At 70.4% G+C, this 12,650-nt stretch carries 8 protein-coding genes and 1 riboswitch; of the genes, 4 read left to right on the forward strand and 4 right to left on the reverse strand.

Annotated features, from left to right (window positions below; genetic code table 11):
- Positions 1-19 precede the first annotated feature (19 nt).
- The 3 genes from JHW38_RS20810 to JHW38_RS20820 all read right to left on the reverse strand — a co-directional run bounded on the left by JHW38_RS20810 (position 20) and on the right by JHW38_RS20820 (position 4,512).
- The gene (locus tag JHW38_RS20810) at positions 20-1,012 is read right to left on the reverse strand and encodes a homoserine kinase (RefSeq protein ID WP_207523209.1); all 993 of its coding nucleotides are present in this window, start codon (positions 1,010-1,012) and stop codon (positions 20-22) included.
- On the reverse strand, positions 1,009-3,567 hold the full coding sequence (gene thrA, locus JHW38_RS20815; protein ID WP_207523210.1) for a bifunctional aspartate kinase/homoserine dehydrogenase I: 2,559 nt from the start codon (positions 3,565-3,567) through the stop codon (positions 1,009-1,011). Before thrA ends, JHW38_RS20810 begins: the two co-directional genes overlap by 4 nt.
- Positions 3,568-3,936: 369 nt before the next feature.
- Positions 3,937-4,512 carry a YbhB/YbcL family Raf kinase inhibitor-like protein gene (locus JHW38_RS20820; protein ID WP_207523211.1) on the reverse strand — a complete coding sequence of 192 codons (576 nt, stop codon included), beginning with the start codon at positions 4,510-4,512 and terminating at the stop codon, positions 3,937-3,939.
- A 434-nt stretch (positions 4,513-4,946) separates the two neighbouring features.
- Here JHW38_RS20820 and JHW38_RS20825 point away from each other — a divergent pair, with 434 nt between their 5' ends.
- Positions 4,947-6,080 carry a M23 family metallopeptidase gene (locus JHW38_RS20825; RefSeq protein WP_207523212.1) on the forward strand — a complete coding sequence of 378 codons (1,134 nt, stop codon included), beginning with the start codon at positions 4,947-4,949 and terminating at the stop codon, positions 6,078-6,080.
- 25 nt (positions 6,081-6,105) lie between these two features.
- On the opposite strand, the gene JHW38_RS20830 is transcribed toward JHW38_RS20825, so the two are convergent.
- Positions 6,106-6,747 carry a hypothetical protein gene (locus JHW38_RS20830; protein WP_207523213.1) on the reverse strand — a complete coding sequence of 214 codons (642 nt, stop codon included), beginning with the start codon at positions 6,745-6,747 and terminating at the stop codon, positions 6,106-6,108.
- A 111-nt stretch (positions 6,748-6,858) separates the two neighbouring features.
- A riboswitch (TPP riboswitch) is annotated at positions 6,859-6,967 on the forward strand.
- 109 nt (positions 6,968-7,076) lie between these two features.
- Between JHW38_RS20830 and thiC the strand changes: the two genes are divergently transcribed.
- From thiC to JHW38_RS20845, 3 genes are all read left to right on the forward strand, one after another.
- The gene (gene thiC / locus JHW38_RS20835) at positions 7,077-8,954 is read left to right on the forward strand and encodes a phosphomethylpyrimidine synthase ThiC (RefSeq protein ID WP_207523214.1); all 1,878 of its coding nucleotides are present in this window, start codon (positions 7,077-7,079) and stop codon (positions 8,952-8,954) included.
- A 218-nt stretch (positions 8,955-9,172) separates the two neighbouring features.
- Positions 9,173-9,853 carry a two pore domain potassium channel family protein gene (locus tag JHW38_RS20840; RefSeq protein ID WP_207523215.1) on the forward strand — a complete coding sequence of 227 codons (681 nt, stop codon included), beginning with the start codon at positions 9,173-9,175 and terminating at the stop codon, positions 9,851-9,853.
- A 396-nt stretch (positions 9,854-10,249) separates the two neighbouring features.
- Positions 10,250-12,607, forward strand: a complete 2,358-nt coding sequence (locus JHW38_RS20845) for a winged helix-turn-helix domain-containing protein (RefSeq protein WP_207523216.1) — start codon at positions 10,250-10,252, stop codon at positions 12,605-12,607.
- The last annotated feature ends 43 nt before the right edge of the window (positions 12,608-12,650 follow it).

The raw sequence follows: 12,650 nt of genomic DNA on the forward strand, positions 1-12,650 counted from the left end.
CTTTGGTGCGGGCGCGGACTCAGTCGAGTACCTCCGCGCGCGGCCCGGCCACCGGGGTGACGTAGGCGCGCGAATCGAAACCGGCGTCGGCGAAGGCCTGGCGCATCGCCGGCGCGGCCGCGGCGGCGTCGGCGCGCGAGGCGAACCAGGCGAAGCAGCTCGGTCCGGCGCCGGAAATGCTGGCGCCGAGCGCGGCGTGTTCCAGCGCCGCGGCCTTGACCGCGGCGAAGCCGGGGATCAGCGGCGCGCGCCGCGGTTCCACCAGCAGGTCGACCAGCCCTTCGCGCAACAGGCCGGCGTCGCCGCGCTGCAGGCCGGTCAGGAACAGCGCCAGATGCGCGCTCTGCTTGACCACCTGCGCCAGCGGATACGGATCGGCCAGCACCGCGCGCGCGCGCCGGGTTTCCAGCACCTGGTCGGGATGCACCACCACCGCGTACAACCAGTCCGGCGCGGCCAGCGGAATCATCCGCGTCGAGGTCGCCATGACCACGCCGCCGAGCAGCATCGGCGCGACGTTGTCGCCATGGCGGCTGCCGCTGGACACCGATTCGCCGTCGAGCGCGAACTCGTACAAGGCCTCGCGCGACAGCGGCCGCGCCAGCACCGCGTTGGCCGCGACCAAGGCGGCGACGCAAGAAGCGGCCGAACCGCCGAGCCCCGAGCCGAGCGGAATGCCCTTGTCCAGTTCCAGTTCGAAGCCGTGTTCCAGCCCGAGCCTGTCGCGCAGCGAAATCAGCGCCTTCCCGGCGGTATTGCGCGCGGCCTCCAGCGGCAGCGCGTCGGCGCCGGGCACCGCGCCGCGGATCGCGCGGATGCGCACGATCGGTTCGTCGATGCGCCGCACCGTGGCGACATCGCGCACGCCTTCGATCGAATGGCCGAGCACATCGAAGCCCACGCCGATGTTGCCGACGCTGCCGGGCGCGAACGCGCGCGCCTGCGGCGCGGGTGCGTGCGGCGCGGGCGTCGCGTCGGCCGCGTCGTCGGCGGAAGGAAGGGCAGCGCTCATGCACGGGCTCCGAGGGTCTGGGCGATGGTCAGCAGGTCGCCGAACACGCCGGCGGCGGTGACGTCCGGGCCGGCGCCCGGGCCTTGCACCACCAGCGGATTATCGGCGTAACGGCGCGTGCGGAACTGGATCAGGTTGTCGGTGAGCGCGCCGTGCAAGGCCGCATGGCCAGGCTGTGGCGTGACCACGCCGACGCTGGCGCGGCCGTCGCGGTCGAGGCGGGCGAGGTAGCGCAGGCTCAGCCCGGCCTCGCGCGCGGCGTCGAAACGCTGCTGCAACGGCGCGTCGAGTTCGTCCAGGCGCTGGAAGAACTCGTCCTTGGAGACCTCGCGCAGTTGCTCGGGCACCAGGCTCTCGACCTCGATCTGCTCCAGCGACAGCGGCCGCCCGGCTTCGCGCGCCAGGATCACCAGCTTGCGCGCGACGTCGGTGCCGGACAGGTCGTCGCGCGGGTCGGGCTCGGTGTAGCCCAGTTCGTGCGCCTCGCGCACCAGCTGCGAAAACGGGGTGCGGCCGTCGTAACGGTTGAACAGCCACGCCAGCGTGCCCGACAGGATGCCTTCGACTTCGGTCAGCTCGTCGCCGGTGTCGAGCAGCGAGCGCAGGGTCTGGATCACCGGCAGGCCGGCGCCGACGGTGGCTTCGTAGCGGAACTGGCCGCCGTGGCGGGCGGCGTCGCGGATGGCTTCGTAACGCTCCAGCGGGCCGGCGCCGGCGTGTTTGCTCGGCGTTACCACGTGGATGCCGGCGGCGAGCCATTCGGGATAGCGCGCGGCGACCGCTTCGGAGCCGCTGCAATCGACGATCAGCGCGTGCGGGATGTGCTCGGCGCGCACGTGTGCGGCGAAGCGCTCCAGGTCCAGCGGTTCGGAGTCGGCGTCGAGCGCGTGCGCGTCGAACGCCAGCGCGCGCGGCGCCAGATGCATGCGCCGGCTGTCGGCCAGCGCGCGCAGGCGCAGGTCCAGGCGGTGCTGCGGACGGGTTTCGCGCTGGAAGCGCGGCTGCGCGGCGGCCAGCTGCGCGAGCAGGGCGCGGCCGACCTTGCCGGGGCCGATCACGCCGATCGAAATGCACTGCGGCGACAGCCAGAACGCCGAATGCGCAGCGCGCAAGGCGCGGGTAGCGTCGCGCGCGGCGATCGCCACGGAGATGTTGCGCTCGCCCGCGCCCTGGGCGATCGCGCGCAGATTGATCCGCGCCTTGGCCAGGCCGTCGAACAAGCGCGCGGCCACGCCGGGCTGACCGACCATGCCGTCGCCGACCGCGGCCAACACGCAGATGTCTTGGGTCAGTTGCACGTGCTGGGCCTGGCCGTCGGCCATCGCGCCGGCGAATGCGGCGATGACCGTTTTGCGGCCGCGCTCGGCCTGATCTGCGCGCACCACGCAGCAGATCGAATGTTCGGAAGAACCCTGCGAAATCATGATGACCGACACGCCGGCGGCGCTGAGCGCGCCGAACAGCCGCTCGGCCGCGCCGGGTACGCCGACCATGCCGTTGCCGACCAGTTCCAGCACCGCCAGGTCGTGGACCAGGCTCAGGCCTTTGACCGGCGTGTCGCCGGGCTGCGCGCTCGGGCTGATCAGGGTGCCGTGCGCCTGCGGGTTGCGGGTGTTGCGGATGCGCAGCGGAATGCCGCGTTTCTGCACCGGCGCCATCGTCTGCGGGTGCAGCACCTTGGCGCCGAAATACGCCAGTTCGCAGGCCTCGGCGTACGACATCGACGGCAGGCAGACCGCATCGGGCACCAGCCGCGGATCGGCCGAGAGCACGCCGTCGACGTCGGTCCAGATGGTCAGCGCGTCGGCGTCGAACAGGTTGGCGAAGATGCCGGCGGAGTAATCGCTGCCGTTGCGGCCCAGGGTCACCGCGTGGCCGTATTCGTCGCGCGCGATGAAGCCGGTGACCACCACGTTGGCGGCGCGGTGGCGTTCGCGCCATTCGGCCAGATTCTTGCGGCTGAGCTGCCAGTTCACCGCCATGCCCATTTCGCTGGCGTGCGCGACCAGCACGTCGCGCGCGTCCAGCCGCGCCCAGCCCGCGGCGTCGCCGCCGAGCGCAGCATGCAGCAGGTACGAGGACCAGACCTCGCCCAGGCCGGCCACCACCTGCGGGGTTTTTTCGTCGCGCGAATGCATTTTTTCGAGCATCTCGCGCAGCTGCACGAACTCGGCCTCGAGCGCTTCCAGCACGCCGTGGCGGCGGTGCGGGTCGAGCGACTGCGCGGCGTCGAGGTGGCGTTCGCGCAGCGCGCTCCAGCCCGGCTTCCAGTCGCGGCCGCGTTCCTGCGCGTTGACCAGACCCACCAGCGCGTCGGTCACGCCCTGCATCGCCGAGACCACGGCGATGCGTTCGCGCGCGCCGTCGTCGAGCAGGCCTACCGCTACCCGGTAGCGGTCGGCATCGGCGAGGCTGCTGCCGCCGAACTTGTGCGCGTGGCGCGTCGGAGAGAACGCGGACGCATTTGCGGCGGCATCCTCGGCGGCAAGGTGATCTTCGACCGCGGCCGCTTCGGGCTGGGCGTCGAGAGCGGTTTGGGGTGGGGCGGACGACATGGCAGGCTCCTGATGGGGGAGCTCCGCGGGTCCGTCAGGGTGAGGCCGTCGGCCCGCACCCTGGTCGGGTGCGGAGCGGCGTGTGGTTCAGCTGGACACGCCCGTCCGCACCCTGGAAAGAGTGGTACCGGTACCGGTGGTGGTAATCGACATCGCCGCTACGACGCGTACCGCGCCGAGCGGCGAGGTCGAGACGGAGCGGGCGATGGCGAGGGCGGCGTGCATGGGCTTAGCAATACCGTGCCGTTGTGCGGCGCGTCAAGAGGCAGCGCGAAAAAACTTGCGCGCGGCGCAAAGCCTGTGACGGCGAGGGTTTGCGGTCGCGCCGGCAGCGGCGACGCGCGCCGCCGCGATGGTTTCCGCGGTTACTTATTTGGGCCGGCCGTACTGCACGGTGATCGTCGCGTGGCCGAGCGCGTCGGCGCGGGCCATGAACCCGCCCAGCGCGGCCTTGGTGTTGGCGTCGAGCCTGAGCTTGTCGCTCTTGAGCGCCCACACCGTGAATTCGTAGCGGTGTGGCTTGCCCGGCGGCGGGCAGGGGCCGCTGTAGCCGGCCGCGCCGAAGTCGTTGCGCAGTTGCAGCGCGCCGGCCGGCGGCTTGGCGCCGCGTTCCAGCGCGGTGGTGGCGGCTGGCAGGTTGACCACCGCCCAGTGCCACCAGCCGTTGCCGGTGGGCGCGTCGGGGTCGAACACGGTCACCGCGAAGCTGCGCGTGCCGGCCGGCGGGTTCTTCCATTCCAGCGCCGGCGAAACGTTGCCGCCGTTGCAGGCCGGCAGCAGGTGCAGGCCCGGCACGGTGTCGCCTTCGTGCAGGTCGGCGCTTTGCAGGACGAATTCGTCGGCCTGGGCGAACGCGCTCAGCGACAGCCCGGCGGCCAGCAGCGCGGCGGACGCGGCCCGGCGGATGCGCGGGAACGAGGCGGAAAACATCGGGAAACGGAACATGCGCGGCGGCTCTCCTTGGCGTGCGGAGCGCCAGTGTCGCAGATGCGCCGCGCACGGCGCAGCGACGCGCGGCAATGCAGCAAAAGCGCAGCAAGCCGCTGTCGACTTGCGCGCAATGTGTGCGCTGCTCCCATTTGCGTTCATGCTCGCCGCGCCGCTTTGCGACGCGATCGCGCGCGCGGTGTGAACCGCATTGAGGAATGGCCGTGCGCCGGCGCATGTGCGGCGCCGATTTGAACTGCGTCGCACGACAGCGTCGGCGGCCGCGGTCAGAGTCCGCCGGCTCGCGACATACGGACAGGCGATCGCGAGCGTTCCGACGATGACGAACGGTCGTGCGTACCGACGTCGCGCGGTTCCGGTTTCGCGCAGTTGCGACTGCGCGGCCGCGGCGCCGTCCACCACTCTTCAAACGTCTTTCTCGGGAGCAGACCATGAAGAAGATCGCAAAAGCGGGACTCGGGCTGGCGCTGGCATGCGCGCTGGTAACGATCGGCGGCACGGCCAGCGCGCAGGGCCGCGGCCTCAGCGGCGAGGACCTGGTGTATTCCTACGACGAGATGTTCGACTTCGACATCGACGCGTATCTGGCCAAGCATGCGCCGCACCTGCGCAAGCATTCGGAGGAGATCTCGCACTGGGCCGGCTACAGCGGCATCAGCCCGAAGGTGCTGATCGCGTTGATGGAACAGCAGAGCGGCGCGATCAGCGCCAAGCGCGCGCCGGCGCGTCCGTTCGGCAAGCTCGCCCGCGCCGACGGCTTCGGCGCGCAGACCCGCGAAGTGGCGCTGGCGCTGCGCGAATCGCTGTACGAGCGCGATGCCGACGGCGCCAAGGGCCCGGTGACGCTGGCCCGCGCCAACCCGTTGCAGGCGCTGTTCCAGCGCTCCGGCGACAACGAGCCGGCGGCCGCGCTGCGCGGCGACGGTGAGTTCCAGTTGGTCTACGGCCGTCTGTTCAACGAGGCGCGCCAGGCCAAGGCGCCGTCGGACCGCTTCGCCAAGGCCGGTCCGGACGTGCAGCCGCTGTCGCCGAACGGCCTGTTGCAGTTCCCGTTCCCGCGCGGCGCGCGCTGGCATGTCGGCGGCGCGCACACCAACACCGGTTCGGGCAACTACCCGATGTCCTCGCTCGACATGTCGCTCGGCGGCGGTTGGGGCAGCAACCAGAACAACGTCTGGGTGTCGGCGTCGGCGGCGGGCTCGTTCAAGCGCCATTCCTCGTGCTTCGCCGAGATCGTGCACACCGGCGGCTGGTCGACGACCTACTACCACCTGATGAACATCCAGTACAACACCGGCGCCAACGTGGCTATGAACACCGCCATCGCCAATCCGGCCAATACCCAGGCGCAGGCGCTGTGCAACGGCGGCAGCTCGACCGGCCCGCACGAGCATTGGTCGCTGAAGCAGAACGGCAGCTTCTACCACCTCAACGGCACGTACCTGTCGGGCTATCGCATCACCGCGACCGGCAGCAGCTACGACACCAATTGCAGCCGGTTCTATCTGACCAAGGGCGGGCAGAACTACTGCTACGGCTACTACACCAACCCCGGTCCGAACTGAGTTCTCTGGCGGCAGGTCCGCGCCTTCAGCCGCCCCAGGGCGGCGGAGGCGCGGGCAGCGGCCGGGTCAGATCGAACTCGACCCGGAACAGGCGGCCGGGACGCGCGAGTTCGTAGACGAATCGCTTGTCGTCGATTTCCACCGCCCACACGTTCGGCACCGACACTTCGCGGCCGAGCCGGCGGAACAGCGCGCGGCTTTCCGGATCGGCGGGGAATTCGTAACGCTCGCCTTCGCCGCGCGGCTTGAGCTCGCCGCCGTACATCGTCAACTCGTCCTCGCTGCCGTCGCGGTGGCGATGGTCGTGCTTGAAGCGCAGCCCGCCGGGATGGCGCGTGAACACCCAGGTGCGCGAGCGGTCCTCGCCGACGTGGAACGGAATGCGGATGGCGTCGGCCTCGCAGCCGCGCACGTGCATGACCAGGGTCTTGCCGCCGAACGGATCGTCGGCGCTGCGCGGCGTGTCGGCGACGATGCGGCCGGCGAAGGCCTGGCCGCACAGCGGCTTCAGGCGCTGGAACAACTGTTCGGCGCGCGTCTGGCTCGCGGCGCGTTCGGCCGTGGGCGAGGGGTGCACGGTATGGCCGAGGACGCAGCCGCCGAGCAGCAGGGCGGCGGCGAGGGGCAGCAGGGCGAGCGCGCGGGCGCGTGAGGGAGTCGGGTTCATGCGCGCACGCTAGCGGCCGGGCGTGACGCCGGCAAGGCGGTCCGGGCCGGCCCGCGGCCGCGATCGCGGGCGGCGGGATTGGCGCCCGGGCCGGTTTCCGGGTCTAATGCACCCCTGAAGCGGGGGTACCGCGACGGGCCGCAACGGCCGTCCGGTTGAGACAGTCCCTTCGAACCTGATGCGGTTGAGACCGCCGTAGGGAAGCTTCGCAGGACGCGATCTTGGCGTCCGCGCGCCCGCTTTGCGCGAGCCCTCCGGCTCGCAGCGCCGCACCGTCAGGTGTGCGGCCGGCTTTTCCTCACAAGCCCCTCCAAAGCGGACGAATTCCCATGAACGCGGTTCCCTCCGAGCTGATCCAGCAAGCCGAGAAGTTGTCGGCCGACGTCACCCGCCCGATCCCCGGCTCGCGCAAGATCTATGTGCAAGGATCGCGCCCCGATCTGAACGTGCCGATGCGCGAGATCGCGCTGGACCGCACCCCGACCATCTTCGGCGGCGAAGACAACGCGCCGCTGGCGGTGTACGACACCTCCGGCGCCTACACCGATGCCGACGCGCACATCGATCTGGCCGCCGGTCTGGCGCCGCTGCGCGCGAACTGGATCGCCGAGCGCGGCGACACCGAACTGCTCAAGGGCCTGTCCTCGGAATTCGGCCGCCAGCGCGAGCACGACCCCAAGCTCGCCCACGTGCGCTTCGGCAACCGTCCGCTGCCGCGCCGCGCGATCGCCGGCGCCAACGTCACCCAGATGCATTACGCGCGCCGCGGCATCGTCACGCCGGAGATGGAATACATCGCCATCCGCGAGAACCAGCGGCTGGAATCGATCCGCGAAGCGCACCTGCTGCGGCAACATCCGGGCCACAGCTTCGGCGCCGACATCCAGAACATCATCACCCCGGAATTCGTGCGCGACGAAGTCGCCCGCGGCCGCGCGATCATCCCCAACAACATCAACCACCCCGAAAGCGAGCCGATGATCATCGGCCGCAACTTCCTGACCAAGGTCAACGCCAACATTGGCAACTCGGCGGTCTCCTCGGGCATCGCCGAGGAAGTGGAGAAGCTGGTGTGGTCGATGCGCTGGGGCGGCGACACGGTCATGGACCTGTCGACCGGCAAGCACATCCACGAGACCCGCGAGTGGATCATCCGCAATTCGCCGGTGCCGATCGGCACGGTGCCGATCTACCAGGCGCTGGAGAAGGTCGACGGCCGCGCCGAAGAACTCACCTGGGAGATCTTCCGCGACACCCTGATCGAACAGGCCGAGCAGGGCGTGGACTACTTCACCATCCACGCCGGCGTCTTGCTGCGCTACGTGCCGCTGACCGCCAAGCGCGTCACCGGCATCGTCTCGCGCGGCGGGTCGATCCTGGCCAAGTGGTGCCTGGCGCACCACAAGGAGAATTTCCTCTACACCCACTTCGAAGACATCTGCGAGATCATGAAGGCCTACGACGTGGCCTTCTCGCTCGGCGACGGCCTGCGTCCGGGCTCGATCGCCGACGCCAACGACGCGGCCCAGTTCGGCGAGCTGGAAACGCTCGGCGAGCTGACCCAGATCGCCTGGAAGCACGACGTGCAGACCATGATCGAGGGCCCCGGCCACGTGCCGATGCAGCTCATCAAGGAAAACATGGACAAGCAGCTGGAGGTGTGCGGCGAGGCGCCGTTCTACACCCTCGGCCCGCTGACCACCGACATCGCGCCGGGCTACGACCACATCACTTCGGCGATCGGCGCGGCGATGATCGGTTGGTACGGCACCGCGATGTTGTGCTACGTGACGCCGAAGGAGCACCTGGGCCTGCCCAACAAGCACGACGTGCGCGAAGGGCTGATGGCGTACAAGATCGCCGCCCACGCCGCCGACCTGGCCAAGGGCCATCCGGGCGCGCAGGCGCGCGACAACGCGATGAGCAAGGCGCGCTTCGAGTTCCGCTGGGAAGACCAGTTCAACCTCGGCCTGGACCCGGAGCGCGCGCGCGAATACCACGACGAGACCCTGCCCAAGCAGGCGCACAAGGTCGCCCACTTCTGCTCGATGTGCGGCCCGCACTTCTGCTCGATGAAGATCACCCAGGACGTGCGCGACTACGCCAAGGAACACGGCCTGGACGAGAGCGCGGCGGTCGACGAGGGCATGGCGGAGAAGTCGGCGGAGTTCCGCGCGCAGGGCGCCGAGGTGTATCACCGGGCCTAAGCGCTGGCTCCCTGCAGGAGCGGCGCGAGCCGCGACTGCGACAACGCAACTGCGCCGCAGGTTGCGCCGTGACTGCGTTGTCGCGGTCGCGGCTCGCGCCGCTCCTACAGGGGGCGGCCGTGGCGACGCGGGGCAGGGTGGGTGAGAACCGAAGCGAAGCCGGGCATGCTGTGCCCGGCTTTCTTTTTCTTCCGACCTCAGCGCGCGGCCTTCGACCCATGACCAGCTACGCCTCCCTCAAATGGCGCGCCATCGCCCGCCGCCACCCGTCGGCGTTCCTGCTGGCGGCGCAGTTGCTGAGCCTGGCGGTGTATCCGCTGTTCGAACCGGCCGGCGGCGGGCGCGTGGTGTTCGGCGCGTTCGGCGTGCTGGTGCTGGCGCTGGCGGTGTGGGTGGTCAACCGCAGTCCGGCGATCAAGTGGATCGCCTGGATCATCGCGGTGCCGGCGTTCGCGTTGTCGCTGCTGTCGGTGCTGGCCGACAGTCCCGGCCTGCTGGTGCTGTCGTCGGCGCTGGAGGCGGCGCTGTATTTCTACGCGGCCGGCGCGCTGATCGCGTACATGATGAGCGACCACAAGGTCACCGCCGACGAACTGTTCGCGGCCGGCGCGACCTTCACCCTGTTGGCCTGGGGTTTCGCCTACGCGTTCCTGGTCTGCCAGGCCTGGTATCCGGACAGCTTCGTCGGCGCGCAACGCCCGGGCGAGCCGCGCACGTGGCTGGAACTGCTGTTCCTGAGTTTCACCAACCTGTCGGCGGTCGGGCTCGGCGACATCCTGCCGATGTCGCCGGCGGCGCGGGTGCTGACGATGTTCGAGCAGTTCGCCGGGGTCGGCTATATCGCCGCGGTGGTGTCGCGGCTGATCGGGCTGACCATGCTGCGCCACCAGCGCCCGTGAAGGCGGCGCCGGCGAAGCCTGCGCAGATAAGCCCCGCGCCGGGCCGGAATAGCCTGCGGCGCTGAACGAAGTTGAAATGACTCCGCGTTAAGCTTTGTCGGCAGCGTGGCGCCGCGAGCGCTGCGCAAGCGATGGGTTACAGATAAATACACGGCGCGAAGTGCCTTTTGGAACGATACGTTTCGGCCTGTCGGCGCCGAAAACGCCCCTGCGGCGTTGTGCGACGGTCGTAGCGCCTTTCCCCGGCGCTAGAATAGGCGGCTAGAACAAGCAGTGACGGCGCGCCTTTCCGATCGCGCCACCGCGCCATGCCGGATATGTCGGTTGGTCGGTCTTGCGCCTAGGCGTTCAGGCACATGACCAACCGCGGGCAAGTGCGCACCATCAGCAGGATTCATGCCGCGAACCCACGAGCCATCGACGCCGCCCTTGCCCGCCGAGCATCTGCGGGTAGGCGATTGCGTGGTCGACATCCCCTTGCGCGAAATCCGCGCGCCGGGGGCGCGTCGGCCGCGCCGGATCACGCCCAAGGCGATGGGCGTGCTGCTCGTGCTCGTCGATCACGCCGACCGCGTGGTCAGCCGCGACGCGCTGCTGGCCGAGGTCTGGCCCGACACCTTGCCGACCGACGACGTGGTCACCCAGGCGGTGACCCAGTTGCGCAAGGCCTTCGACGAAGACCGCGGCAATCCGCGCTACATCGAAACCATCGCCAAGAACGGCTACCGCCTGCTGGCCAAAGTGCGCTGGCTGGTGCCGGAGTCGGCGGCCGGCGCTGAAGCCGGCGCCGGCGGCAACGCGGCCCCGGAGTCGATGGCGGAGACGGCCTTCGCCGACAGCCCCGCCGCCTCCGCTTCCGCGTCAGCCTCTGCGCCCGAGCGGATCGACCCGGTGCCGTTGCCGAACCAGCCGCGTCCGCGCGGCACCTGGCGCTCGATCGTCGGCGCGGTCGCGACCGTGCTGGTGCTGGTGGTCGCGCTGGTGTGGTGGTCGCTGGCGCGGCAGTCGCACGCGCCCGGCGCGACGCCGGCGCCGGTCGACCCGGCGCGGGTCGCCGGCACGCCGCGGCCGTACCGCCTGATCACCTCGATGCCCGGCTTCGAAGTCCAGCCGACCCTGTCGCCGGACGCGGCCCTGGTCGCCTACGTCGCCATTCCCGAAGGCCAGCGCGGCACCGCGATCCTGGTCCAGACCACCGACCAGACCCCGCCGCGCCAGCTGACCCGGCCCAGCGGGCTGGCCGAGGACAGCATGCCGGCGTGGTCGCCGGACGGCCGCTCGATCGCGTTCCTGCGGGTCGACCCGGCGCGCATGTGCAAGGTGCTGATGATCGCCGCCAACGGCGGCGCCGAGCGCGAGGTCGGCGAGTGCGACCCGCGCAATCCGCCGACCTTCGAATGGACTCCCGACGGCCGCGGCCTGATCTTCGGCAGCATGCAGACCCCGCAGGGCATGGTCGGCATGCGCGTGCTCGACCTGGCCAGCGGCGAATGGCGCGCGGTGCCGTACCGCCCCGGCGCCGGCAACCTCGACCTGTCGCCGCGGTTCTCGCCCGACGGGCGCTGGATCGTGTTCCTGCGCAACAACCCGCAAGGCGATTTCTGGCGCCTGCCGGCCGAAGGCGGCACGGCCGAGCGGCTGAGCCAGCTCAGCGCCGACGTGCGCGGCTGGGACTGGCTGCCGGACAACCGCAGCATCCTGTTCGGCCGCATGATCGACGGCGACACCCGGCTGTTCCGCCTGGACCTGGAAACCGGCCAGGCCCGCGACCTGGGCATCGAGTCGGCGCAGTTCCCGGCGGTCGCGGCCTCGCGCCCGGCCGCGGCCTTCGTCCAGCGCAAGCCTTACTTCGGCCTGTTCCGGGTGGTGCTCGGCGATACCTCCAAGGGCGCGGTGCACGTGGTCGACCCGCTGTTCCCGTCGTCGGCGCGCGACATGTTGCCGGCGGCGGCGCCGGACGGGCGCCAGATCGTGTTCTTCTCCGACCGCTCCGGCAGCAACCACCTGTGGTGGGCCGACCTGGAGCAGCCCGATTCGCTGCGCATGCTGCCGGGGGTGACCCCGGGCACCCGCTACGGCGCTTCGTGGTCGGCCGACAGCACCCGGGTGACCGTGGTCGGGCCGGATCCGGAAGGGCGCAATGCGGTGTTCGAGATCGTGCCGGCCAGCGGGCGGGTCACCCGCTTGCCGGTGCCGGTCGACGAACCGATCCAGGCCATGCAGCTGCCGGATCCGAATCGGCTGTTGGTCCTGGCCGGCGCCGGCGACGGCCGTCTGCGCCTGAGCCTGTTCGACCGCAGCGTCTCCCCGTGGAAGCTGGTCGCGGCGATCGACGACGTGGCCGAGGGCAAGGCCGACCCGGCCCACAACCGCCTGCTGTTCGCGCGCCAGACCCAGGCCGGGCTGTGGCAGGCCGATCTGGCCCTGAGCGCGGCCAGCATCCGCCAGGTCGACGACAGCGAGCCGGTCGCCGACCGCTACCGGCTGTGGGACGTGGCCAGCGCCACCGGCGACCTGCGCTACATGGACCAGCAGCCGACCTGCCTGTCGCTGATGCGCCGGATCGCGACGCCGGAGCTGCCGCCGTCGGCCCTGTGCCTGGACCAAAGCCGGCGTTCGGCGATCAATGGATTCAGCCTGAGTCCGCGCGGCGACACCGTGTATCTGGCCCTGGCCAAGTGGGATGGCGCCGATATCGGTTACATGGACCTGCCCGAGGAGCCGAAGACCTTCGTGCCGGGCTGGCTCAACTGATTGATCCGACTAGAGAAAGTGCTTTCGGAAGTTCATCGGATGT

The sequence above is a fragment of the Lysobacter enzymogenes genome (genome assembly GCF_017355525.1).
GTDB classification, from domain to species: Bacteria; Pseudomonadota; Gammaproteobacteria; order Xanthomonadales; family Xanthomonadaceae; genus Lysobacter; species Lysobacter enzymogenes_C.